The sequence below is a fragment of the Streptomyces sp. NPDC003077 genome, from assembly GCF_040611095.1.
Taxonomy (GTDB): domain Bacteria; phylum Actinomycetota; class Actinomycetes; order Streptomycetales; family Streptomycetaceae; genus Streptomyces.
Map to the genome: position 1 here is coordinate 13,434 of NZ_JBEXNM010000048.1, position 23,599 is coordinate 37,032.

The 23,599-nt window shown below is 71.3% G+C and carries 18 protein-coding genes; 10 read left to right on the forward strand and 8 right to left on the reverse strand.

All coding sequences use genetic code 11. From position 1 onward, the window contains the following. Positions 1 to 8 precede the first annotated feature (8 nt). Complete coding sequence (locus tag ABZX96_RS26730; protein ID WP_355549274.1) at positions 9 to 2,756, forward strand: glycosyl hydrolase family 65 protein; 2,748 nt, start codon at positions 9 to 11, stop codon at positions 2,754 to 2,756. 497 nt (positions 2,757 to 3,253) lie between these two features. Here ABZX96_RS26730 and ABZX96_RS26735 read toward each other — a convergent pair whose 3' ends face one another. Together ABZX96_RS26735 and ABZX96_RS26740 are read right to left on the reverse strand one after the other, a co-directional pair. Then, positions 3,254 to 3,619 carry a helix-turn-helix domain-containing protein gene (locus ABZX96_RS26735; protein ID WP_355549276.1) on the reverse strand — a complete coding sequence of 122 codons (366 nt, stop codon included), beginning with the start codon at positions 3,617 to 3,619 and terminating at the stop codon, positions 3,254 to 3,256. A gap of 370 nt (positions 3,620 to 3,989) precedes the next feature. Further along, entirely contained in the window at positions 3,990 to 4,892 is a 903-nt protein-coding gene (locus tag ABZX96_RS26740) for an NAD(P)-binding domain-containing protein (RefSeq protein ID WP_355549278.1), read from the reverse strand. A 59-nt stretch (positions 4,893 to 4,951) separates the two neighbouring features. Here ABZX96_RS26740 and ABZX96_RS26745 point away from each other — a divergent pair, with 59 nt between their 5' ends. Continuing rightward, positions 4,952 to 5,422: a MerR family transcriptional regulator gene (locus ABZX96_RS26745; protein WP_355549279.1), complete on the forward strand. Its 471-nt coding sequence runs from the start codon at positions 4,952 to 4,954 to the stop codon at positions 5,420 to 5,422. A gap of 29 nt (positions 5,423 to 5,451) precedes the next feature. Here the strand turns inward: ABZX96_RS26745 and ABZX96_RS26750 are convergent, their stop codons facing one another. The 4 genes from ABZX96_RS26750 to ABZX96_RS26765 form a co-directional block, all read right to left on the reverse strand. After that, positions 5,452 to 6,312 carry a PfkB family carbohydrate kinase gene (locus ABZX96_RS26750; RefSeq protein ID WP_355549281.1) on the reverse strand — a complete coding sequence of 287 codons (861 nt, stop codon included), beginning with the start codon at positions 6,310 to 6,312 and terminating at the stop codon, positions 5,452 to 5,454. A gap of 172 nt (positions 6,313 to 6,484) precedes the next feature. Continuing rightward, positions 6,485 to 6,997 (reverse strand): nucleoside 2-deoxyribosyltransferase, encoded by a 513-nt coding sequence (locus ABZX96_RS26755; protein ID WP_355549283.1) that lies wholly within the window; start codon positions 6,995 to 6,997, stop codon positions 6,485 to 6,487. Between the two features lie 255 nt (positions 6,998 to 7,252). Next, entirely contained in the window at positions 7,253 to 8,266 is a 1,014-nt protein-coding gene (locus tag ABZX96_RS26760; protein ID WP_355549285.1) for a thymidylate synthase, read from the reverse strand. After that, positions 8,263 to 11,232 (reverse strand): molybdopterin cofactor-binding domain-containing protein, encoded by a 2,970-nt coding sequence (locus tag ABZX96_RS26765; protein ID WP_355549287.1) that lies wholly within the window; start codon positions 11,230 to 11,232, stop codon positions 8,263 to 8,265. The genes ABZX96_RS26760 and ABZX96_RS26765 overlap by 4 nt, the downstream gene beginning before the upstream one ends. Positions 11,233 to 11,775: 543 nt before the next feature. Between ABZX96_RS26765 and ABZX96_RS26770 the strand changes: the two genes are divergently transcribed. The 4 genes from ABZX96_RS26770 to ABZX96_RS26785 are packed head-to-tail and all read left to right on the forward strand — an operon-like array spanning position 11,776 to position 16,001. After that, positions 11,776 to 13,197: an MFS transporter gene (locus ABZX96_RS26770; RefSeq protein WP_355549288.1), complete on the forward strand. Its 1,422-nt coding sequence runs from the start codon at positions 11,776 to 11,778 to the stop codon at positions 13,195 to 13,197. A gap of 47 nt (positions 13,198 to 13,244) precedes the next feature. Then, positions 13,245 to 14,144 (forward strand): FAD binding domain-containing protein, encoded by a 900-nt coding sequence (locus ABZX96_RS26775; protein WP_355549290.1) that lies wholly within the window; start codon positions 13,245 to 13,247, stop codon positions 14,142 to 14,144. Beyond that, positions 14,144 to 14,839, forward strand: a complete 696-nt coding sequence (locus ABZX96_RS26780) for a hypothetical protein (protein WP_355549292.1) — start codon at positions 14,144 to 14,146, stop codon at positions 14,837 to 14,839. The genes ABZX96_RS26775 and ABZX96_RS26780 overlap by 1 nt, the downstream gene beginning before the upstream one ends. Further along, positions 14,832 to 16,001, forward strand: a complete 1,170-nt coding sequence (locus tag ABZX96_RS26785; RefSeq protein ID WP_355549294.1) for an alcohol dehydrogenase catalytic domain-containing protein — start codon at positions 14,832 to 14,834, stop codon at positions 15,999 to 16,001. The genes ABZX96_RS26780 and ABZX96_RS26785 overlap by 8 nt, the downstream gene beginning before the upstream one ends. Here the strand turns inward: ABZX96_RS26785 and ABZX96_RS26790 are convergent. Then, positions 15,937 to 16,665 (reverse strand): HAD-IA family hydrolase, encoded by a 729-nt coding sequence (locus ABZX96_RS26790; protein WP_355549296.1) that lies wholly within the window; start codon positions 16,663 to 16,665, stop codon positions 15,937 to 15,939. The two genes, ABZX96_RS26785 and ABZX96_RS26790, sit on opposite strands and share 65 nt — an antisense overlap. A 1-nt stretch (position 16,666) precedes the next feature. Continuing rightward, complete coding sequence (locus ABZX96_RS26795; RefSeq protein WP_355549298.1) at positions 16,667 to 17,167, reverse strand: YciI family protein; 501 nt, start codon at positions 17,165 to 17,167, stop codon at positions 16,667 to 16,669. A gap of 560 nt (positions 17,168 to 17,727) precedes the next feature. Here ABZX96_RS26795 and ABZX96_RS26800 point away from each other — a divergent pair. The 4 genes from ABZX96_RS26800 (at position 17,728) to ABZX96_RS26815 (ending at position 23,466) form a co-directional block, all read left to right on the forward strand. Continuing rightward, on the forward strand, positions 17,728 to 18,981 hold the full coding sequence (locus ABZX96_RS26800; RefSeq protein ID WP_355549370.1) for an MFS transporter: 1,254 nt from the start codon (positions 17,728 to 17,730) through the stop codon (positions 18,979 to 18,981). A gap of 104 nt (positions 18,982 to 19,085) precedes the next feature. Further along, positions 19,086 to 20,363, forward strand: a complete 1,278-nt coding sequence (locus ABZX96_RS26805) for a helix-turn-helix transcriptional regulator (protein ID WP_355549300.1) — start codon at positions 19,086 to 19,088, stop codon at positions 20,361 to 20,363. Positions 20,364 to 20,528: 165 nt separating this feature from the next. Continuing rightward, complete coding sequence (locus tag ABZX96_RS26810; RefSeq protein ID WP_355549302.1) at positions 20,529 to 21,281, forward strand: hypothetical protein; 753 nt, start codon at positions 20,529 to 20,531, stop codon at positions 21,279 to 21,281. A 1,045-nt stretch (positions 21,282 to 22,326) separates the two neighbouring features. Then, the gene (locus ABZX96_RS26815) at positions 22,327 to 23,466 is read left to right on the forward strand and encodes a methyltransferase domain-containing protein (RefSeq protein ID WP_355549304.1); all 1,140 of its coding nucleotides are present in this window, start codon (positions 22,327 to 22,329) and stop codon (positions 23,464 to 23,466) included. The last annotated feature ends 133 nt before the right edge of the window (positions 23,467 to 23,599 follow it).

The window sequence follows — 23,599 nt, forward strand, 5'->3', positions numbered from 1 at the left end:
CCGGACCGATGACGGAGTGGACCTGGGAGTACGAGGGGTACGACCCGGACCGCGAGCGCCTGCGCGAGGCCCTGTGCACCCTGGGCAACGGCTATCTGGCCACCCGGGGCGCGGCGCCCGAGACCACGGCCGGGCCGGTGCACTACCCCGGCACCTACGTCGCCGGCTGCTACAACCGCCTGCGCTCGGAGGTGTCCGGCCGCCGGGTGGAGAACGAGGACCTGGTCAACCTCCCCAACTGGCTCCCCTTCCGCTTCCGCGTCCGCACGGGGGACGGACCGAAGGACGGATCGCAGGACGGGCCGGAGGCCGCATCGCAGGACGGACCGGAGGACGCCCCCTGGTTCCGCCCCGGCGACGGCTCGCTCCTCTCCTCCCGCCAGGTCCTGGACCTGCGCGGCGGCACCCTGACCCGGCACCTGCGCATCCGGACGACGGGGAGCGGCGTCCTACGGGTGCGCCAGACGCGCCTGGTGCACATGGGGGACCCGCACCTGGCCGCGCTGTCGACCGAGTTCACCGCCGAGGGGTGGTCCGGCACGGTGGAGATCGAGTCGGCGCTCGACGGCGACGTCACCAACGCCGGCGTCGCCCGCTACAGCGCCCTGGCCAAGCACCACCTCGTCCGCATGCACACCGGAATGGTGCACCCCGCGGCAGAGACCCCCGACGGGCCCGGCCCGGAGTCTCCCGACGTCCCCGGCAGGGAGTCCGGCGTTCGGCCGGTCCGGGAGTCTTCCGGTGGCCCCGGTCCGGAGTCTCCCGTTCGCCTTCGCCCGGAGACCTCGGGACGCGGCTCCGGCGCCGGGGAGCACGCGGCCCCGCCCCCCGACACCCTCTGGCTGCGCTGCCGCACCTCCACCTCCGACGTCCGGATCGCGCTCGCCGCCCGCACCCGGGTCACCACCGGCACGGCCGCCGATCAGCGGACGCTGCTGCGCCCCAAGAGCGCCGTGCACCGGCTCACCGTGCCCCTGGAAGCGGACACACCGGTCGTCGTGGACAAGACCGTGGCGCTGCACACCTCCCGCGACCCGGCGATCAGCGACCCGTCCCAGGCCGCCCTGGACGCGGTCGACCGGGCGCCCGGCTTCGGCGACCTGCTCGCCGGCCACCGGGCCGCCTGGGAACGCCTGTGGCGCCGCGCGGACCTGGAGGTCCCCGGCGCGGCGGGCCGCATCCTGCGGCTGCACATCTTCCACGTCCTGCAGACGCTCTCCCCGCACACCGCCGAACTGGACGTCGGGGTACCGGCCCGCGGGCTGCACGGCGAGGCGTACCGGGGACACGTCTTCTGGGACGAACTGTTCGTCCTGCCGTACCTGAACCTGCGGTTCCCGGAAGTCTCCCGCGCCCTGCTGAACTACCGGTACCGGCGCCTGCCGCGCGCCTGCCGCGCCGCCCGCGACGCGGGCCGGGCCGGCGCCATGTACCCGTGGCAGAGCGGCAGCGACGGCCGCGAGGAGACGCAGACCCTGCACCTGAACCCGCGCTCCGGCCGCTGGCTGCCCGACCACACCCGGCTCCAGCACCACGTGGGATCCGCGGTGGCCTACAACGTGTGGCGCTACTGCGAGGCCAGCGGCGACACGGAGTACCTGCACACCAAGGGCGCCGAGATGCTCACGCAGATCGCCCGCTTCTGGGCGGACAGCGCCGTCCCGGAGCCCGGAACGGGCCGCTACCGCATCACGGGGGTCGTCGGCCCGGACGAGTACCACGACGCATACCCGGACGCGACCCGGCCCGGGCTGGACGACAACGCGTACACCAACGTCACCGCGGCCTGGGTGCTGGCCCGGGCGCTCGACCTGGCCCGCGGCCTCCCCGTCCCGCGCCGCGCCGACCTCTTCGCCCAGATCGGCCTCGACGCGGACGAACTCGACCGCTGGGAAGCGGTGTCGCGCGGCCTGCGAGTGCCCTTCCACGCCGGGGTGGTCAGCCAGTTCGAGGGGTACGGGGACCTGGCCGAGCTGGACTGGGACGCGTACCGCGAGCGCTACGGCGACATCCGCCGGCTGGACCGCATCCTGGAGGGCGAGGGCGACACCCCCAACCGCTACCAGGTGTCCAAACAGGCCGACGTCCTGATGCTCGGCTACCTCTTCTCGCCCCGCGAACTGGCCGGTCTCTTCGACCGGCTGGGCTACACCATGGACGACGACCTGTGGCGCGCCACCGTCGAGTACTACCTGCGGCGCACCAGCCACGGTTCGACGCTGAGCGGACTGGTGCACGGCTGGGTACTGGCCCGTGCCCGGCGCCGCGAGGCGTGGCGGTACTGCCTGGAGGCGCTGACCGGCGACGTGGCCGACGTCCAGGGCGGCACCACGGCCGAGGGCATCCACCTCGGCGCCATGGCCGGCACGCTCGACCTCGTCCAACGCGGGCTGACGGGCCTGGAGACCCGCGAGGACGCCCTCTGGTTCGACCCCGCCCCGCTGCCCCAGCTCTCCGGCTTCGGCTACCGGCTCCGCTATCGCGGCCACTGGGACGTCGGCGTGCGCATCGGCGACGGCCGGTTGCGCCTGACCGTCCCGTCGTCCGAACAGCGCCCGATCCGCGCGGTGCTGACCGGTCGGCCGGTGCTGGTCCGGCCGGGGGAGAGCGAAGAGGTGGGGCTGGTGGGGGAGTCGGCGGCGCGGGGGGTGGGATGGGTGGAGGGGGCGGGGGACGTGCCTTCGGACGCGGCTTCGGACGCGGATTCGAACGCGGTGCCGGATGCGGCTCCGGACGTGTCGTCGGCGGGTGGTTGAGGCTTGGGGAGCGGCAGCGTACGGGCTCCTCTCAATTTCTTTTATCAGACGCGTCGTCACACTTACCTGAAAGTAAGTGGTGAGAGAAAAGTTCGTACTTGATCGACGAAATGCGGTGAGCGAGTCTGGGGAGGTGCACCGGTGCAGGGCCGCTGGGAACGGCCCGCCGCCGCGGCCGGCGTGAGTGGGAACACGCCTTGAGGCCGCGGGCGCACGGTGTGCGATGTATGGGGTGAAGTAAGGGAAGACGCGTATCGGCCCGGGCCTGTTGTCCGACCCGGGTCGATCGCGATCGGAATTCCGGCGACCGGCGGGGGAGTCGCCGGGGTCCGATGCCGGCGCACCACGCCGCGATTCCCGCGCGCGCCGCGATTCCGGTGCGCCCTCATTCCGGCGTTCGGTTCGGTCATTCCCGCGTACGGTCGGTCAATTCGCGCGCCGTTACTCCGACGGGTCGCCCCCGCGCACGTCCGCGTCCCCGCAAGCCGGTGCGGTGTTCACGCGGACAGACGGCCGGTGTCGTTCTCGTCCGCGCTTTCCGCCGCCGTTTGCCGGTTCATGTGCTCCTGGCCCCATAAGGCCAGGGGGCGCAGGCTGTCGAAAAGGCGCATCCCATAAGGGGTGAGGGAGTACTCCACCTTCAGCACGGTCTGCGGGTAGACCTCGCGGTGCACGACGCCGGCCGACACCAGCTCGCGCAAATGCGTGATCAGTACCTTCTCGCTGATGCCGGGGAGGAGTTGGCGCAGTTGCCCGAAGCGGCGTGGCTCGCTGTGCAACGCCCAGAGAATCAGGGACTTCCACTTGCCCCCGACCACGTCCATGGCCGCGTCCAGTCCGCAGGTGTACCGCCGGCTCGCCATCTCTTCTTCCTCCTTCGGCGACGACACGCGTCGGCGGGGAGCACGCGCACGCTCGGAACCGTCGCCTGCCGGAACCGTCGCCTGCCGGAACCTTCGCGTGCCGGATCCGTCGCCCGCCGGGTCCGTCGCTTGTCAGGCGCCGTCGCCTGCCAGGGCCTTGATGATACATACGTACCACGCTGCTTCCACCGTAGCCGCCGTCCCGGATCTTTCGGACACCTCGCCGTTCTCCGGGGCCGACGGGGCCGTGTGGACGGGGACTTCCGCGTGCGCGCGTGTCCGCGGGAACCGGACGGCCCCGGCCCGGCGACCGGGCCGGGGCCGTCCGGCGAAGGGGAAGCCGAGGGAGCGGGCAGGCGCGGTGAGCGGATTACTCCGCGATGTCCTCGCCGCTGAGCACGTCCACCAGCAGGGAGAAACCATCGCCGCCGCGGCCGGCGTCGATGGCCCGCTGCGCGGTCGCCTTGGCGGCCTTGAGCATGCCCACGTCCAGGCCCCGGCCCTCGGCCGCGTGCATGATGTGGTCCATCGACGCGGCGTTGGACCGGATGCTGGACTGGTCGCCCGGGTAGCGGCGCTCGTCCACCTGGGAAGCCAGGACGGCCATGATGTCGGGGATGATCCCGACGACGCCCTTGGCATGCGGCAGCAGGTCGGTCGCGGTGATGCCCTCGGCGCGGGCCAGCGCGAGCGCGTGCACGTAACCGCTCATCGCCGTCCAGTAGATGTCCAGCAGCGCCACATCGAACGCCGCCGCCCGCCCCGGGTCGGTACCCAGGTGGGTGGCGGCACCGCCCAGACTGGCCAGCGCGGGCTGATGCGCCCGGAAGACCTCCTCGGGGCCGCTGTAGAGGATGGAGGCGGCGGGACTGCCGATCGTGACGGTCGGGGTCATGATCGAGCCGTCGAGATAGTCGATGCCCTTTACCGAAGCCCAGGCGGCGACCTCACGGGACCGCTCCGGAGTGTCGGCGGTCAGATTGACCACGGTCTTCCCCTTGAGGTTCTCGGCCACCGGCTCCAAAATCGCCCGCACCGCGTCGTAGTTGAGCACGCACAGGATGATCAGCGGGCTCGCCGCCACCGCGTCGGCGACGGATCCGGCGCGGACCGCGCCCTTTTCCACCAGTTCCGCGCCCTTGCCGGCGGAACGGTTCCACACGGTCGTGGGGTGACCGTTGGCGAGAAAAGCACCGGCCAGCGCCTGCCCCATCGGGCCCAATCCGATAACGGTGACAGGGGAGTTGGAGTTGTCGTTATTCGCGTTCGTCATGCCGGTTACGCTAAACCTTCACGTTGACGGAAGAGTCAACTGACTGTGGCGAGGATCACATGCGTATCGGAGAATTCGCCCGCCGAGCCGGGATCAGTGAACGGGCCCTGCGTTACTACGAAGAACAGGGATTGTTACGCCCCCGTCGGCGTCCCAGCGGATATCGCGAGTACGAGGAAACCGACATGGTCGCCGTACGCCGAATCCGCACGCTGCTGGCCGCCGGATTGGGCACCGGCACCATTGCCGAGATCTTGCCGTGCATGCTCGACGTCGAGGCCTCGGAGGTGCCTTCCTGCCCGGAGCTGGCGGAGGTCCTGGTGGAGGAACGGGAGCGCATCAACGAGTCGATCGACGAGCTCATGGCGGCGCGCTCGGTGCTGGACGCCATCATCAGCGCCTCCCTTGAGCCGGTGACCGAGCGGCAGCACGCCGACCCGCCCGACGCGGCGCCGTCGGACGGCGCGGTGGCGGGCGCCCCGGCGCCCTCGGACGCGGTGTCGGTGGGCGCCCCGGCCTCGTCCCGGTAGCGGAGGCCCTGCGCGGGCAGGCTCGTCGGCTACAGATGCGTACGAGGATGCGGCGCGCGCGTCATCACGTCCTGGTCCCGCGCCCACGGAGCCCGCCCGGCCAGACCGAGGACATCGACCGGGTGCACCCGTGCGCCCAGGTGTCCGAGCCCGGCGCGGACGCCCGCGGCGGCCCGAGCCCCGGCCTCCCGGACGGCCGCGTCCAGGGACCGGCCGTGCGCGAGCAGACCGGCGGTAAGGGCGGAATGGGCGCAGCCCACGCCGTGTTCGGCCGCGTTGTCGTGGCGCTCGCCGGCCAGGTGGGCGTGCTGCCGGCCGTCGAAGAACCAGTCGCCGTTCTCGTCGGGCCCCGGGGTGATCACCACCGTCGGGGCCCCCAACCGCGCGAGCGCCTCGGCCAGCTCGCGCCGCGAACGTCCGGCCTCGTCCGCGCCGGCCAGCAGTCCCGCCTCGCGGCGGTTGGGCGTGATCACCACCGAGGACGGGAGCAGGTCCCGGGCCACGGCCTCGACCATGTCGGTGCCCGCCGACAGCCAGGAGCCGGAGGCCGTCACCATGACCGGATCCACGACCACGGGCACCCCGCGGGCGGCGAAGGCGGCCAACTCGGGCGCGAGGGCCGCGAGCAACTCCGGGCTCCAGGTCGTCCCCACCTTGACCGCGGCGATCGGCAGGTCATCGCGGACGGCGCGCAACTGGGCCGTCACCGCTTCCACGGGCACGGTCCACCGGCCCGTCACCCCCTCGGTGTTCTGCGCGGTGACCCCGACCACGACGGTGGCCGCGTAACAGCCCACCGAGGCGAAGGCCTTGATGTCCCCCTGGATTCCCGCGCCCCCGCTGGAGTCGCTGGAACCGATGGTCAGGCAGACCGGAACGTCGGCTGCCATCCGTGCTCCCTTCCGAAGCGGTCGTGTGCCATGGCTCCCGTCGATCGACCGGCGGAACCGGCCATCACCGAGCCGTCACCGAGCCATCAGCGGGCTGTCGGCGGGCGGAGCCGGGCCGGGGCCGCTGCGGGGTCGTCCTCCCGCCCGGCCCGGGGCCCGGCCGGCCGTTGCCTCAGCCGATGACGGTCCGTTCCCCGCTGCGTCCGAGGACCCGCTCGACCGCCGCGTCCAGATGGGCGTAGATCTCCGCGGGGTCGTCGAACCAGATGAATTCGACGTTCGCCTGGTTCTCCAGTCCGGTGACGAGGAAGGTGTGTTTCCGTTCCTTCTCCAGCATCAGGATCATGGGTTTGCGCAGGGCGCTCGCCCAGCCGATCTCGACGTGGGTGCCCGGGGAGGCGGGCACCCCGGGGAAGGCGATGAACAGGTCGGAACGGCTGATCTCGTCGTAGTCCCGCTTGGTGGCCTCGGCCGCGGTGAGGAATTCCGCGCCCCACGCCTCGCGGCGGTGCGCGTTGTGCACCGTGGCGCCGCGTTTCTCGAAGTGCTCGATGAGCCGGTGGAACTTGAGCCGGTCGGATTCCGACATCAAGCCGGTCTTCGGATCGACGAGTTGGAAGAAGGGGCCCCCGACGAAGACTTCGCGAAGGGCGGTGGGGGTGGTGATGGGGCTGTTCTGGGTCACGCTGTCCTCCGTTGGGTGGAAATCGCGCCGGGATGGGGCGGATGGGCGGGGCCGGGGGTTCGAGGGCCGGGGTTCGGGGGTTCGGTGGCCGATGGTGAAGGCCGTTGGCGGAAAGCGGTGGGACGGGACTTCGGGGAAGGCAATCAGGGGCGACGTGGGAATGGCGGGATTCCGGTGGAGGGCCGACGGCGAGAACCCACGTCGTGGAAAGCGGATACCGCGCTCAGTCCACCTCCCGCCGCCGCGGGAAAAGCCTCAGGACCGGCAGTCCGCGAGCACCTCGGCGAAGTGCTGGGGCCAGCGGATGGCCAGTGCCCGGCGGTGCAGGCCGGGGAGGACGGCCGCCACCTCCGGCGCCCGTCCGGTGCCGTGGCGCACCTGCCGGTAGCACTCGAAGAGCCCGATGACGTCTCGCCAGTAAGGCGGCAGGTCCAGCCGCTCCAGCGCGGAGGAGGACAGGCGTACGGAGTCGGAGCGCAACCGGGCCTCCCAGCTCAGGACCTGCTGGATGTACGGCCAGTTGTCCCGCTTCGGCATGGCCGGAAAGGGGATGGCCGGCACCTTGCCTTCCGCCGCCTCGGCCAGCACCCGGGCGGCCCGTTCCACGTCCGAGTCGTAGACGTGGACGGAGCCGACGTGGTGGCTGTACGTGCCGACGTCCACGCCAAGTTCGCGGGCCATCACCTCTTGGAGGAAGGTGAAGGAGAAGACGTCGCTCACCATGCCCCGGAAGGCGTCATTGGCCCGCATGAATCCGACCGCGCACAGCTTCCCTTCCCGGATCATGAATTGCAGGGCCAGGGTGCAGGCGACGTCGATGTTGCCGGGGACGGTCAATTCGCGGGGGGTGAAGATCTGCATCACCGCGCGTTTGCTGTCCGGGTCCTCGCGCAGCGTGCGCAGTACGCTCTGCCATTGGTCGAGGCCGTCCGGTGGATGCCGGAAGATGCGGGGGCCGTACGCCGTGCCCTGCAAAGTGCGGCCGTCCTGTGAGTAATGGGCGATGCTCGACGCGTAATAGCCGATGAAATCCAGCTCGTTCGTCCCGGAGAGGTACCAGAGCGCCTCGGCGAAGTTGAAGACGAGGTTCGCCTTGCGGGTGGGCAGGCAGACGTGGCGCTGGACGGGGGAACGCAGGCCGAATCCCACGCCGATGCGCTCGCGGCTCTTGAATCCCCTCGGCGCGTTGCGGTATTCGGCGTTCTCGAACGTCTCCCGCAACTGGGCGAGGTAGGCGTCCTGGAAACCGGGGTACAGGGGCGTGTTCATGGGGTGCTCCTCGGTGCGGGAACGTCGCGGTGCGCCTGCTGCCGGGCACAGGCGTCCACGGCGGCTTTCAGGTGCTCCGGTGACAGGGGGAGGTGGTTCAGGGCGGGGGTCCAGTCCGGTACGGCCGCGCATATGGCGGCGGCCACCGCCGCCGCGGCGGCGGAGGTCCCGGCCTCGCCGATGCCTTTGGCCCCGAGGGGGTTGTACGGCGTCCTGGCCGTGGGGGGAGCCGGGGGCAGCAGCTCCACCTCGATGTCGGGCACGTCGGCCGCCAGCGGGAGCAGGTACTCCTCCAGCCCCTTGACCAGCGGCATCTCCCGCTCGTCGTAACGGATCTCCTCCAGCAGCGCGGCGCCGACCCCTTGGACGAGGCCGCCCGCGAGCTGACCGCGGACCACCCGCTCGTCCATGACCCGCCCGGCGTCGCACGAGATGGCCAGCCGCTCGACCCGGACCAGGTACAGCTCCGGGTCCACCGCCACCGAGCAGGTCACGGCGCCGTAGGGGTAGGTGTGCGCGTCGGCGTCGTACCGGCCGACCGCCCGCAGGCCGGCGCCACCCCCGCGCGCGACCCCGTCGAGATCGAGCGGAACGGGCGAGCGCCCGGTGTCCGCGTCCTCTTCCGGACCGGCCTGCCCTTCCGCGCCGGTCCGTCCTTCCGCGCCGGCCGTCTCTTCCGTGTGGGCCTGTCCTCCCGAGCCGGTCTTCCCTCCCGTGCGGGCCGTCTTCCCCTCGCGGGCCCCGGCCTCCCCCTCGTCCCACTCCGCCACCCGGCTCCGCAGCGCGACGCAGGCCGCCCGCACGGCGTTGCCGGTGTGCGTCAGAGTGCGGCTGGCGAAGGTACCGGGGCCCATGGCGCCCGATTCGTGGTCGCCGAGGACGATCTCGACGCGGTCCCGCGTGGTGCCCAGGGCGGTGGCCGCCACGTGGGCCAGCGTCGTGTGGTGGCTCTGCCCGGAGGGCGCGGCGGCGGCGTCGATCCGTACGGTGCCGTCCGGGCGCAGGGTGGCGACGGCGCGCTCGTCCCCGCCGAGCCCGGCCTTCTCGACGAAGGGGACGACCGCCGTCCCGCGCCGCAGCACGTCCTCGGGAGCGGGTGCCGGGTCGTCCGCCGCCGGGCGGACCGCCGGATCGCCCGCCGGATCGTCTGCCGGGCGGCCTGTCGGGCCGTCCGGAGCGCCGTCGTCCCGGGCGGTCTCCCCCGGACGTTCCCCACCGGCCCGGGAGAGGGCGCGTTCGTACGCGCCGAGGAAATCGCCGCTGTCGTAGTGCACCGGGCCCTCGTTGACGGTGCCGACGTCGTACGGCATGTCGGCGGTGGTCAGGAGGTTGCGGCGGCGCAGCTCCACCGGGTCCAGGCCCAGTTCGCCGGCGAGCATGTCCAGCAGGCGCTCGCGGACGAAGTTGGCCTCCAGCCTGCCGGGCGCGCGCAGCGGCCCGACCGGGGTCCGGCTGGTCAGCAGGCAGCGGGCCCGCGCACGGTAGCGGGGGACGCGGTACGGGCCCGGGAACATCGCGGTGGCCAGCAGGGGCTGGAGGGTGGTGAGCGGGCGGACGTACGCGCCGACGTCCGCGACGATCTCCACCCGGGCGCCCAGGAGACGCCCGTCCGGATCGGCCCGCAGCTGTGCCCGCCACACCATGCCGCGCGAGTGGTGGGCCGCGACGGCGTGCTCCGCCCGGTCCTCCAGCCACTTGACCGGCCGCCCGGCGCGCACCGCGAGCCAGGGGATCAGCAGGTCCTCCGGATGGATTTCGCCCTTGACGCCGAACGCCCCGCCCACGTCGCCGACGGGCAGGTCGATCCGGCGGGGGTCCAGGTCCAGGGCGCGGGCGAGCAGCTGCCGGTTGACCGGTGGGTGCTTGGTCACGCCGTGGACGGTGAGGCGGGGCGCGCCCGGATCCCAGTCGGCGAGCAGGCCGCGGGTCTCCATGGGCATGGCGGTCTGCCGGGGGAGGCGGAACGTGCGGGTGAGCACGACGGCGGCGGGGGCGTCCTCGGGCTCGGGGCCCGCGCTTTGGTGAACGGTGGCGCTCCAGCGCGGGTCGTCCTCGGCGAGGTGGGCCGTCCCGTGCTCGGGGCCGGCGAGCGGGGCGCGGGGGGCGCAGACGACGTCGACGAGTTCCGCGCCGTCCTCCGCGGCGGCGGCGGTCTCGGCCAGCACCACGGCCACCGGCTGGCCCGCGTACCGGATGTCCGTGGTGGCGAGGACGGGCTCCGGCGGGCCGGGGAGGTCCTGGTGGAGGTGGCGCATCGCCTCCGGGAGGTCGTCGGCGGTGTACGCGGCGACGACTCCGGCGTGGCGCAGGGCGCGCCGGGTGTCGACCCGCAGGAGGGCGGCGTGCGCGACGGGGCCGCGCACCACGCGCGCCCACAACTGCCCCGGCAGGTCGCGGGTGCCGACGAAGTCGCCGTGATCGGTGAGCAGGCGCTCGTCCTCCAGGCGCGGGACGTGCTCGGGAGGAGGCACGCCCGCCATCAGCCCACCGGCGGCGCGCGCCAGGCCCGGATAGCCGGTGCAGCGGCAGGTCACCTCGCTGATCCGGCGGCGTACCTCGAAGGCGTCGTCGCCGGGGACGACGCTCGCGCCGGCCCGGCGCGCGGCGTCCTCCAGCACCGTCACGAACGCGGGGGAGCAGTACCCGCACTGGAGCGCCGAGGCCGCGCTCAGCCACGCGCGCACGCCGGCGAGGGCGGGGTCGGCGGAGCGCGCGGTGCGGATCTTCGCGCCGTGGCACTGGGCGGCCAGGACGAGGCAGGAGCGGACCGGCCGGTCGTCGAGCAGCACCGTGCAGACCCCGCACTGGCCCTGGTCGCACCCGGCGCCGACCGGGCGGCCGAGCCCGGCGAGCCAGGCGGCGAGGCTGTCGCGGGGCTCGGCGGGCCGGCCGTGGCTTTCCCCGTCGACCTCGCAGGAGACCTCCGCGCGGGCGCCGGCGCTCGCGCCGGAATCGGATCGAGACATGTTTCCCCCATGAGAACCGCACCGCGGTCCTGCTCCGCGCCGCGTTCCTCCCCGTGAGGAAGCAGTGCCTGCCGGCGGCTTCGAACCGGCAGCGTCAAGAGCAGACAGCGGCTTCGCACCGGACGCGACTTCGGGCCAGAAGAAAGGGCAAAAGGCCGTCGGCCTGTTCCGGTACTGGTGCTCAATACCCCTCGCCGGACCGGGCAAACTGCCGCATGCCCGACTGCTCGATATTGGCCATTCCAGCCCGTATTTCTAGAGAAATTGGACCCATCAAACGGCTCAATTGATCAAGGTATTGAATTTTTGACCGCTTTCTGGACGGTGCGGCGGACCGCGGGTTACCGTTTTGCAGGTCCAACGGCCTGTGACCAGGGAGTATCTGGCACGTCGCGCCAGATGGGCACTGTTTGCCGGAGCGTCACTCCCGCCGCCGACCGCGGCTCCTCAGGGCGTGGTGCATTCATATTTTTATTTGTCCTTCCCCGCGCGCGCCGGAACAATGTACGGCACCCAGACGCAACAAGAGGAAAGGCCGCTCAGGTGCCCCGTAGAGAAACCCGGAGAAATTCCCCCGCCGCCTGGCCCCTGTTCGGGGCGATGTCGGTGGACGCGCTGGGCACCGGCCTGTATGTGCCGCTGTCCCTGCTGTACTTCCTGCACGCCACGGACGTCGGGCTGGCCCTCATCGGCACGCTCGTCAGCACGGCGACCGCGCTCACCCTCCCCGTCCCCCTGCTGGCCGGCCGCGCCGCCGACCGGTTCGGCGCCCGCCCCGTCGTCATCACCGGGCAGCTCGTCCAGGCCGCCGGCTTCTTCCTGTACCTCGGGGTCTCCGGCCCGGTCTCCCTCGTGGTGGCCGTGCTCGTGGAAGGGATCGGGGCGCGCGTGTACTGGTCCTCGATCTTCACCCTCATCGCGGAGATGGCCGACGGCGACACCACCGGCCGGGCCAAGGAGTGGTGGTTCGCCAGGGCCAGCATGATCCGGGCCGCGGGCATGGGCGCCGGCGGGATGCTGGCGGGCGCGGCCCTGGCCTGGGAGTCGACGCACGCGTACCACCTCCTGATCCTCGCCAACGGCGTGTCCTTCGCGGTGGCCGGGCTCCTCGTCCTGGCCTTCGTCCACGTGCGGCCCGCCGCCCGCGCCCACCCCCCGAACGCGGCGACGGCCGCCACCGAGGCCGGCGAGGCCACCGCGGCGTCCACGGCGTCCGCGGCGTCCACGGCATCCACGACGTCCTCAGCGTCCGCAACGGACGAGGGCGGGACGGCCGGACAAACAGGCGAGGAGACGAAACCCGCCACCGGCTACCGCGTCCTGCTGCGCGACCGGCCCTACCTCCGGCTGATCCTCGCCAACACCGCCTTCGCCATCTGCAGCACCTTCCTGGCCACCGCGCTCCCCGTGTACGTCACCCGAGGGCTGGACGTGGCCGGCTGGGTGGTCGGACCGCTGCTGGCCGTCAACACCGTCCTGCTCGCCACCACCCCGGCGCTCGTCAGCCGGTTCGTCCGGCGCCACCTGACGCGCGTGCGGGCGATGGCGCTGTCGGGCCTGTTCTGGACCCTGTGGTGCGCGGGATCGGCCGCGGCCCTCCTGGTGCCGCACGCCGTCCTGCCGGTGTTCCTGCTGCTGGTGCTGCTCTGCTACACCGCGGCCGAGCTGATCCACGAACCGGCGTCCAACTCCCTGGCCGCGGGCGCCGCGCCCCCGGCCGTGCGGGGCTCCTACCTCGCGGCCTTCCAGTACTCCTTCACCGTCGGCACCATCGTCTCCCCCGTCCTGTTCACCGTGCTCTTCAGTCAGCGCGCCGCGCTGCCTTGGATCGTCCTGGGCGCCGTCGCGCTGCTCGGCACCGCCCTGACGCTGCCGCTGGAACGGCGGCTGCCGCGCGCGGCGGTGACCGGCGAGGAGTACGCGCCGGCCGCGGGGGTCAAGGTGGCCGCCGGCGAGGCCGACTGACCACCCGCGGCCGTACGACACCGCCCGCTCGACCGCCGGAGGCGGCCATGCACGCAGCACCCTTCGCGTTCCACGCGGCCCACGACCTGACGGACGCGCTCGACGCGCTCGGCTCGTCACCGGGCGCCGCCGTCCTGGCCGGCGGGCTCAGCCTGGTGCCGGAACTGCGCGCCAGACGCCGGCGGGCCGCCCTGCTCGTGGACGTCAACCACGTCCCCGGGCTCGGCGGCGTCACCCTCGTCCCCGGGTGGCCGGGCGGCCCGCGGCCGGTGCTGCGCGCCGGCTGCACCGCCCGCCAGGCGGACGTCCTCGCGGTCGCGGACCGGCGCCCCGAACACGCGCTGCTGGCCGCCGCGCTGCGCACCATGGGCACCGAACTCGTCCGGCAGCGCGGCACCCTGGCCGGTGTCCTCGCGCACGCGGCGCCGGAGCTCCAGATGTCCGCGCTGTGCTCGGTGCTCGGCATCCGCGTCACCGTCCGCCGCGCCTCGGGTACGCACGACCGCGCGGCGCGCGACCTGTACGCCGACGCGGGCGCCGGGCCCGGCGAGCTGATCACCGCCGTCGAGGTCCCCGGCACGCGCCCCGGGGAGGGCTGGTCCTTCCTCCGGGCCGGACGGCGGACCGTCGGCGCCCACCTCGGCGGCGTGGCCGTGCGGCTCGCCCTCCACCCGGACGGCCGCTGCCGCGGCGTGCGGATCGCGCCGTTCGTCGCCGGGCACGACGGCGCGGAACTCGCCGAAGCGGGCGCCTCCTTGCGCTCCCACCCGGTGGACGAGCGGGCGGTGCGCCGGGTGGCCGACCTGGCCGCGCGGACCGTACGCACCCGGTCCGACGCGCTGGCCTCCGCCGACTACCGGCGCCACCTGGTCCGTGTCCTGGTCCGCCGGGCCCTCGTACAGGCCGTCGACCGCACGGTCAACCCCTCCGGAGAGAAGGTCTCTTGATGGTCGACTCCTTCGTGGAACAGTGCCGCCGCCACGCCGCCGGAGCCTGGCACGCCTACCAGCACCATCCGTGGATCGAGGCGATGGCCGAGGGCAGCCTCCCGGTCGAGAAGTTCGTCTCCTTCCAGGTCAACGACGCGCCCTACATCTCCGACCTGCACCGTTCGCTCGCCCTGGGGCTGGCGAAGGCCCCCACCGGCTCGTCCTGGTCCAAGGCCGCCGCCACCGTCCTGGACGACGTGTGGGTGCTCGGCGAGATCCGGGCGAAGGAGAAGATCCTCGCCGAACTGGGCGTCCAGGGGGAGCTGCGCATCGGGCCCGCCGCGTACATCCCGGCCCGCGAGGCGTACGCCAACCACCTGGTCCGCACCGCCCTGGAGGGGAGCATCGGGGACATCGCCTCGGCGCTGCTGCCGTGCGCGATGTTCACCGAGGTCATCGGGCGGCGGTTCGCGGGGGTGAGCATCGACGGGCCGCCCGCCTACCAGCGGTGGGCCGACATCTACGTGCAGCGCGCCGTGCACCGGATGGCCCAGGTGCACGCCGAGATGATGGAGACCGAGGCCGCCCGCACCGACGAGGCGGGCCGGGAGCGGATGAAACTCCTGTACCTGCGCAGTGTGCAGCATCAGGTGGACGTCTTCGACGCGGCCTGGAACCTCGACGTCCGCTGGCCCGGTGAGGGCCATGAGTGACCCCCGGAACGCGTCCGGCGTCCCCCGGGCCGTGGCCGCTCCACCCGTCCCCAAGGCCCTGACCGGCCCGCCTGCCCCAGAGTTTTTGACCGGTCCGGGCCTCCCCGAGGAAGCACCGCACTCCACCATGCTCGCGGCCGTCCTCGACGACATCGGCCGGCCGCTGGTCCTGGAGCGGCGCCCCCGCCCGGTCGCGGGCGCGGGGGAGGCGGTGATCCGGGTCCGGGCCGCGGGGCTGTGCCACACCGACCTGCACCTCGCGGCGGGGATCCCCACCGCGCCCCGGCTGCCGCTGGTGCTGGGCCACGAGATCGCGGGCGAGGTGGTGGAACTGGGGGAGGGGGCCGCCCGGAGCGCGGGGCTCGCCGTCGGGGACCGCGTCCTGGCGTACTACTACCAGGGGTGCGGCGTCTGCCGCCGCTGCGCGCGCGGCCTGGAGAACCTCTGCCCCACCCCGCTCGCCAAGTGGGGGTTCGACACCGACGGCGGCTTCGCCGAATACTTCCTGGCCGCCGCGCGCTGCCTGGTGCCCGTCCCCCCGGAGGTCTCCCTCGCCGAGGCGGCGGTGCTGGGGTGCTCGGGAACCACCGCGCTGCACGTCGTGCGGTCGGTGGCCAAGCTGCTGCCGGGCGAGGCGGTGGCGGTCGTCGGCGCGGGCGGGGTGGGGCTGGCGTGCGTCCAGGCGGCCGTGGCGCGCGGCGCCCGCGTCGTCGCCTTCGACCCGCGCCCGGCCGGCCGGGAGGCGGCCCTGCGGTACGGGGCGCTCGCGGCCGTCGATCCCTCGGACCCGCACCCGGTCGGCGCCATGCAGCGCGCCTCCCACATGGAGATCCACCGGTGCGACGTCGTGGTGGACACCGTCGGCAGTACCGAATCCCTCAATCTGGACGTCCTGCTGGCCGACCTCCAGGGTCGGGTGGCCGTCGTCGGGTACACCGGGCGGCCGGTGGCGCTGGACGTCTTCCCGCTGGTCTCCCGGGAGACGGCGGTGCTCGGCTCCGTGGGGGCCACGCTCGCCGACGCGCGGGAGGTGGTGAGGCTGGCCGCGGCCGGGGAACTCCGCGGCCTGATCGCCGCGGAGTACCCGCTCGACCGGATCAACGAGGCGCTGGACCGCCTGGCCCGGGGCGCGGTGACCGGCCGCCTGGTGATCGTCCCCTGAGCCCGGGGTGGCCGGCGGCCAGCAGCGCGCCGGCCACCTCCGCCAGCGGCCGGGCGTCCAAGGACGGCAGCACCAGATCCGCGGCCGAAAGGTCGAAATGCGCGGTCACCATATTCGGCACCGCCACACACCGGATTCCGGCGGCCAGGGCGGCCCGGATTCCGGCGGGACTGTCCTCGTACGCCAGGGCGTCCCCGGCCGCACAGCCGAGTTCCCGCAGCGCCGCGAGATAGGCGTCCGGAGCCGGTTTACGGGCGAGCCCCTCCGCCTTGCAGACGATGACGTCGAAGGAATCCGGACCGATTCCGGCACTGTCCATCCGCTGCCCGATCCACCAATCCGGCGCATTGGAGACGATGGCCGTGGCGAAACCGAGCCGACGGGCTTCCTCAAGATGCCGCACGGCACCCGGCCGGAGGATGAGGAGTTCGTCCCGCCAGCCGATCCGCCGACGTTCCACCGCTTCCCAGTCGACGGGCTCCGCGACGAGTTCCGCGAGCCGTTCCGTGGGCATGCACGGACCCCGTCCCGCTTCGATCTCGCAAAGCCAGTGGGCCAGGTCGAGTTCCTGACCGAACTCGGCGTACACCCGTTTCCAGGAAAGGAGCCCGGCCGTTTCGCTGTCGATGAGCAGACCGTCGAAGTCGTAGAGCACGGCACGCATGTCAGGCCCCTTTCCCCGTCTCGTCGACGCGCTCCCAAGAGGCCGTGCCGAGCGTCGGGTCGGCCCCGTGGAAGTCCTCGCTGACCTGGCGCCCCACGGGGACCGCCCGCCCTTCGTTGAGCAACCAGGTGCGTACCGTGCACGTCCGCCACCCCGCCCGCAGAAAGGGCTCCCGCGCGGCGATCAGCCGCGCCTCCTCGACGGATTCCGCGCCGATGACGAAGACCCCGCCGGCGTCGATGACGGGCCCTTCCGACGCGGAACAGCCCGGCTGCTCCTCGTCCTTGTCCCGGTCCGCGCGGAACGGGCCACCGGCGAACAGCCGCCCCTCGTCCTCCAGATCCAGCAGCCAATCGAGGTGGTCGAGCATCAGCTCACGGCCGCGTTCGGTCTCGACGTCGTACTGTGCCGTCGGCCGCATGAAAACGGCGAACAGCCGTACCCTTCCCATGCGCTGGAAGATGACGGCGGTGTCCCGGCGACGGGAGGCCTGAGAGGTCATGCGCACTCCTTTGTGCATTCATCGGACCGGTCCTTCCGGTGGACGACTTGCGGAACCCTCCGGCGGACGACTTCCAAGCTCCCGGAGCGCGGCACCGGATCGCCCACCGGTGAAAGGGCGTTGCCGTTCCCGAGGAAAATCGATCACGGCGGGACACGGAATTCCACGCTGCTGAATCGTCGCCTGCACGCATTCCCCGAAGAGGCACCGGAGAACCGGATCGCGGACCGGAAACGGAAATTCCGCTCCCGGCGCGCGGCGGCACGAAAAGGCGCACGGCCCGCCACCACCTCACGCGGGTCTCACCATCAGAGACGGCCTGTCCCGCCTATTGACACGCCCCGCCCCCTCCGGTGAGAGTGCGGCCCGTGCACAGTGAACCGACCTCGGCCCAGACGCCGGAAGAAGCAGCAGGCGCGACGACGGCCCCGTCGGTCGGCGCACCCGTGCCGGACACCCGTCCCGCGCCGGACACCCGGACCGCCCCGGACGGCGCACCCGCCCCGAGCGGGCAGGCCACCCCGGACGGCGAACCGGCCCCGCCCGGCGGCCGGGAGAGCCTGCGCCGTGTGGCCGTGGCGTCCTTCATCGGCACCGCGATCGAGTTCTACGACTTCTACATCTACGGCACCGCCGCCGCCCTCGTCCTGAACCAGGCGTTCTTCCCGACCCTCGACCCGGTCAACGCCACGCTCGCCTCGTTCTCCACCTACGCCGTCGCGTTCGCCGCCCGCCCCCTGGGGTCGGTGATCTTCGGGCACTTCGGCGACCGCGTCGGACGCAAATCCGTCCTCGTCGCCTCCCTGCTGCTGATGGGCCTGTCCACCGCCCTGGTCGGCGTGCTCCCCGGCTATGACACCCTGGGCCTGTGGGCGCCCCTGCTGCTTATCGCGCTGCGCTTCCTGCAGGGCATCGGGCTCGGCGGCGAGTGGGGCGGGGCCGCGCTGCTGGCGGTCGAGCACGCGCCCGAGAAACGCCGGGGGCTGTACGCCGCCTTCCCGCAACTGGGGCCCTCGGTCGGGTTCTTCGCGGCGACCGGCATCTTCTGGCTGCTCTCGTCCGTATTGGACGACACCGCGTTCCGCTCGTGGGGCTGGCGGGTGCCGTTCCTGCTCTCCTTCCTGCTGGTGGCCGTCGGACTGTTCGTCCGCCTGAAGATCAGCGAGACGCCGGTCTTCGCGAAGGTGATGGACGCGCAGGAGGCCAGCAAGGTCCCCGCCGCCGAGGTGCTGCGGCGCCACCCGCGCGAACTGCTGCTGGGCGCGGGCGGCATGATCATCGCGTACGGGCTCTTCTACACCGCCACCACCTACTGCCTCGCATACGCCACCGGCACCCTGGGTGTCTCCCGCAACACCATGCTCGTCCTCTCCCTCATCGCCTGCCTCTTCCTCGCCGCCGGCACCTGGCTCGCCGCCACCCGCTCCGACGGCGCCGGCCGCCGCACGCTCGTCCTGATCGGCTCGGGACTGGCGGTGGTGTGGGGACTGGTCCTCTTCCCGCTGCTGGACACCGAACAGCCCGTACTCATGGCCCTGGCCATCGGCGGCGCCCTGTTCTGCATGGGCGTGGTGTACGGCCCCATGGGCGCCTACCTGCCGGAACTGTTCGGCACGAAGGTCCGCTACTCCGGCGCCTCCCTCGCCTACAACCTCGGCGGCGTCCTGGGCGGCGCCGTGGCCCCCCTGGTCGCCACCCGCCTCCAGTCGGCCTTCGGCTCGGCGTCGGTGGGCTGGTACGTGAGCGCGATGGCGGTGGTGTCTCTGGGGTGCGTTCTGTTGTTGCCGGAGACGCGGGGGCGGGAGTTGGGGTGAGGGTGGGGGAGCTGTCTGATCACTGATCGGCTGCGGCCCACCGATTGACGGCGTCTTACTCGTTCGCAGGATGGGCGATGCTCCGCAGGAGGCTGGCCGGTACCGTGCATGAAGAGACGACGTTCCAGAATGGAGTTGAGTCGAACATGCCGCAGTGGAGCGACTACACCACCGGGGAACGGATCAAGGTTCTACGAGGGCGGGATGTTCGACAATCCGACCTCGCCGAAATGACCGGGTTGTCAGTTGTCACTATTCAGAAGGCAGAGCAGGATAAGCAGCTCAGCCTTCCAACCCTGCTGAAGATCGCTGACGCGCTGGGCGTCGACACGTCCGTCATCCTTGGGCAACAAGCCCCCCGTCGCGCCATGGAGCATGACGATCGGTCCATGATGCGGGCACTCTCCCAGGCCGTTCACGACACGGCCGCGGGCATCCTGCCGACCACGATCGAAGATGTCACCGAGACCGGCATGCGAACAGCCGTGGACAGGTGCTGGGATCTGTACTGGGCGGGTGACTACATGCAGGCCGGTGTCCTGTGTGGGCCCTTGATCGCTCAGGCATCTGTGCACCTGCGTGAGCGGTCGGTTGGTGAACAAGCTGAGGGGTGGTCCTTGCTCTCGGACGCTCACCGGCTTGCCGCGTACGTGGCCAACTTGATGGGCGCACGGGACCTGGCGTATGCCGCCATCGGGCACGCCCAAGCAGCGGCCGAGCGCTCTGCGGATGAACTGCTCCCCGCGCTGGTCTCCTCCGGCCGTTCGTGGGTCTACCTGAGGGATGCGCGGCTTCCCGAGGCTCTTTCTCTCGCCGAGAAGGCCGCGCTCGACATCGAGCCGCAGTTTTCCACCGCCACCCCAGAGCGCCTTACCGTCTACGGGTCACACATCAACTTCGCGGCAGTCGTCGCATCACGTATGGGAGACAAGGACCGAGCCGGTGACTTCCTGTCGCAGTCCCATGCGACTGGCGCTCGTATGGGACAGGAGCACAAGGCGCATGGCACCTCGTTCGGCCCGGTGACAGCGACGACGCAGGCCGTCGGCATCAACATCGCCCTAGGGCAGACGGCCAAGGCCATCGCGCTCGTGAACGATATCCGGGACGTTTCGCAGCTCACTCAGGCGGCTCGGAATCGGTATGCGATGGACAAGGCCCTGGCCCAGGCGGACGCCAAATTGTGGGACGCATCCCTCGACACGCTGGAAGAGGCCCTGACGAGGGCGCCGCAATGGGCACGCCACCAGGCTCTTCCTGGCGTGATCGTGCAGAAGATCGGCCGGGCGTCGACAGCTCGCCTGCGCCGGGTGTCGCAGCTCATCGGAGTCCGTCCGGGTGTCGACGGCTTCCCGCCGGCAACGAATAAAACGGCCCTGTAACCGCGATTGCAGCGTCCTGCTTCGCTTACTGGTATACAGCGGACGACTTTCCCATTCGTCGACACCAACGGTCGTACATGTCGGCCGAGTTGGATGTAGATAAAGCGGGGAAGTCGTACGTCTGGTTTCTGTACGGGAGCCCCGAGCGGCGAGATCGTTGCCTCCATGAACCGGACTTCCGCGTCGCACCTACGGCGCGTCGGCATCGCCGCAGCCGCCAGCGGGTTCCCTGAGCGCGTCCCGGTTGCCCTGTACGCGTGCATCCACGACGGCCAAAAGCCGGAAGAAGTCATGGCAGCCTTGCGGACGTACGCCGAGGCTCGGGACTGGGTGGTGCGCGCCGCTCTGTACGACACCACGAGCATCACGAGCACATGCGCTGACCGGCAGGCGTGGCCCGAGGTGCAGCGGCTCTTGGAAGCGCGGGAGGTCGAGGGCCTCGTGGTGCCGCATGAAGACGAGGTGGCGTTCTACCAAGACAGCAAGCAGGAGCTACGGCATTGGCTCCTGACGCTTCCGGCATGGGCAACCTACCTTGATGTCTCCGACCGGCCTCTGTTGGGTGGAGCCACGTCCGCAAGCGGTTCCACGGCGCCGGTCAGACTGAAGGAAGTGCGGGACACGGTCGTCTTGGCGGACGGGTTGCCCTGCGCCTTGGACAGGCGCGAGGACATCAGGCAGGCCACGGGGAAGCTGATCGGGCACCTGCATCAGTTCGTCATGTGGTCCTTCGGAGCCAATGACGGTTCGGCGAACGAACTTCGGAAGCAGGCACACCGGCTGCTCGATCTGAGCCGACGGCCGAAGGACGGGGCGATCACGGTCTCCTGCTGGACGTACATGCGTGACCTCTCCGTGCTCGTGAAGCGGGCCGCCGCTGTGTATGCCGATCATCAGCCCGAAAGAACGCGGCGATGACCGGAGACAAGCCTCCGCAGGTGTAGGTGTACTACCGCATTGATCACTCCAAGCCCCTCTGCGGCCGGGCCTCCCCCTGGCAAGCCGCAGAGGTGAATGGAGGTTCCGCCCCTGCACGGTCCATGCGCAGGGGCGGGACCTCCGACATCCGTCGCTTTCCCAGACCCCGAAGGCGAAAGAAAGGCACACATGCCAGCGGAAGCGGGCGGCATGCCCGTCACGTGCCCCAAATGCAAAGCCATCTATCTGTGGGACGACAGGTCCAGCAGATGCTTCAGGTGCAACTCGCTACACGAGGGCGACCCCTACTGTCCGCCGAAACCGCCTGAAGCCAAACGGGTGCCGACCGACGAGGGAAGGCCGCCGCGTCGCTTAGCCGCTTGAGCCTCACCGAATAGCAGGGGAGGAGGGCCCCGGCCTGGTAGTGGCCGTGAGCCATGCCGGGCCGGACCCGACACTTCCCCCGAGACGCCTCGCGTGGCGGTATAGCGAGTGAGGAAGAGAGTCCAATCCGGTTCTGCTTCCCTCATTCGAGTGTGCGGTCCGCGTAGACGCGTCAGAAAAGCTCGCCCGCCTCGGAGCGGTCACTGGACAGGTCGAGTCCGGGGCGGGTGTCGAAACTCCTTCCTCTGCGGCAATCGATTCCTCCGGAGGGGCAGGACACCACCTCATCCCCTGGTGTGCCGAAAGGCCAATCCGCAGGGGGGCGAGGACCCGCCCCGGTGGCGTCAGCGGAAGGGCCTTCCCAACCACCGGGGCGGGGCAACTCAGGAAGGCCATCGAAGCTCCTCTCCGCCTGCTACGAAGCGGTTGGAGAGGTGGGTCCGTCCTCGTCCGGCGCCCCGCGTGCATTTCCGGTCGAGAACGGGCTGCAAGCCAGAACTATCCGGAAACCCCTCGAATGGAGAAGGCAATGACTGGTGGACAGCATGGTGCGCCGGGTCCGGACGGGCCCCCGCAGGGGCCGCCCGGCGACACGGACGGCGAGTCGCCCACGATTGGCGGCGGCGACACCGGGTCGCACCGTAAGGAAGAGGACGACTGAGTGACCGATGAGTTCGGTCCCCTCCGCCGGCGGCTCGCCGAGTCGCTGGCGGTTTCGGGGCTTTTTCCCCGGCCGTGGCTGCGCGAGGTGTTCGACAAGGTTCCTCGGCATCTGTTCGCGCCCGATACGGCGTACGTTTTTCGTGATTCTCGGTGGCACCCGCTTGACCGTCGTGATGCCCCTCGGACATGGGCGGAGCAGGTCTATCACCTGGACGAGGCGCTGGTAACGCAGGTCGACGACGGGAAACCGGCCGATGACGGGACAGGGCTGGTTCCCACGAGCTCGATCAGTGCGCCGGGGGCCGTGCTGAACATGCTGCACGTGCTCGACCCCCAGCCCGGCGACCGCGTATTGGAGATCGGAACGGGCAGCGGATACAACGCCGCCTTGTTGTGCGAAAGGGTCGGACAGCAGAGCGTCACCACTGTGGAAGTAGACGCGGCGCTTGCCGCTCAAGCACGGATGGCGTTGGCGGGAGCCGGGTACGGCCCAGAGGTTTTATGCGCTGACGGCGAGGGGGGATTCCCCGGGCGGGCTCCGTATGACCGGGTGATTTCCACGGCGTCCGTGGCCGAAGTACCCATGGCGTGGATCGCGCAGACGCGGGTTCACGGTGAAATCGTGACTCCGTGGCTGCCGAACGACCAAGCGCTCGGGTTGCTGAAACTGCGTGTGCTGGAACCGGGTCGGGCCCGTGGCCGGTTCGTCAGCGCCGAGACGTTCATGGCTCTCCGAGGACAGCGAAGGAGGCGACCCGATGTGGCCGCGCTGTGGTCAGCCACGCACGATCTCGCCGAAGAAAGCGCGGATGACTCGGGCGTGCGTGAGTTGGCCAATGTGCACGCAAGGTTCGCGGTGGCCGTGGTCTTGCCTGGCGTCTCGTTCATCCGGCAAGGAGTTCAGGACGAGTGGTTCTTCCTGACAGCCGACCGCGCTTCTTGGGCGTGGGCCCGTCCCGACGCTTCGTCCTACTGGTTCGGGGAGCGCAATTTGCTGGCTGAGGTGGAGGTCGCACTTCGCTGGTGGACGGACCGAGGGAAGCCACCGCTGACCGAGTTCGGCATGACGGTGGGCCCGGAAGCCCAGATCCTCTGGATTGGGGACGAGCGTGTGCCGGTGCCGGTCATCGGGGGATGAGTGAGGGAATTGATCGGCATACGACGGGAATCCGTCCGGGATTTCTTCCTCCGGGGTGCGGGCGGAGTCGGCGGTGTGGAATGGGGTGAAGGGCGGCGGGCCCCGGAGCGGGGCTGGAGCCCGGCCGCCCTGT

What these genes read in the sequence shown, in the direction of transcription:
- ABZX96_RS26790 (WP_355549296.1), bottom strand. Translation starts at nt 16,665, where the DNA reads ATGCGTGCCGTGCTCTACGACTTCGACGGTCTGCTCATCGACAGCGAA.
- ABZX96_RS26735 (WP_355549276.1), bottom strand. Translation starts at nt 3,619, where the DNA reads ATGGCGAGCCGGCGGTACACCTGCGGACTGGACGCGGCCATGGACGTG.
- ABZX96_RS26740 (WP_355549278.1), bottom strand. Translation starts at nt 4,892, where the DNA reads ATGACGAACGCGAATAACGACAACTCCAACTCCCCTGTCACCGTTATC.
- ABZX96_RS26810 (WP_355549302.1), top strand. Translation starts at nt 20,529, where the DNA reads ATGAACCGGACTTCCGCGTCGCACCTACGGCGCGTCGGCATCGCCGCA.
- ABZX96_RS26765 (WP_355549287.1), bottom strand. Translation starts at nt 11,232, where the DNA reads ATGTCTCGATCCGATTCCGGCGCGAGCGCCGGCGCCCGCGCGGAGGTC.
- ABZX96_RS26730 (WP_355549274.1), top strand. Translation starts at nt 9, where the DNA reads ATGACGGAGTGGACCTGGGAGTACGAGGGGTACGACCCGGACCGCGAG.
- ABZX96_RS26780 (WP_355549292.1), top strand. Translation starts at nt 14,144, where the DNA reads ATGGTCGACTCCTTCGTGGAACAGTGCCGCCGCCACGCCGCCGGAGCC.
- ABZX96_RS26785 (WP_355549294.1), top strand. Translation starts at nt 14,832, where the DNA reads ATGAGTGACCCCCGGAACGCGTCCGGCGTCCCCCGGGCCGTGGCCGCT.
- ABZX96_RS26760 (WP_355549285.1), bottom strand. Translation starts at nt 8,266, where the DNA reads ATGAACACGCCCCTGTACCCCGGTTTCCAGGACGCCTACCTCGCCCAG.
- ABZX96_RS26745 (WP_355549279.1), top strand. Translation starts at nt 4,952, where the DNA reads ATGCGTATCGGAGAATTCGCCCGCCGAGCCGGGATCAGTGAACGGGCC.
- ABZX96_RS26775 (WP_355549290.1), top strand. Translation starts at nt 13,245, where the DNA reads ATGCACGCAGCACCCTTCGCGTTCCACGCGGCCCACGACCTGACGGAC.
- ABZX96_RS26750 (WP_355549281.1), bottom strand. Translation starts at nt 6,312, where the DNA reads ATGGCAGCCGACGTTCCGGTCTGCCTGACCATCGGTTCCAGCGACTCC.
- ABZX96_RS26795 (WP_355549298.1), bottom strand. Translation starts at nt 17,167, where the DNA reads ATGACCTCTCAGGCCTCCCGTCGCCGGGACACCGCCGTCATCTTCCAG.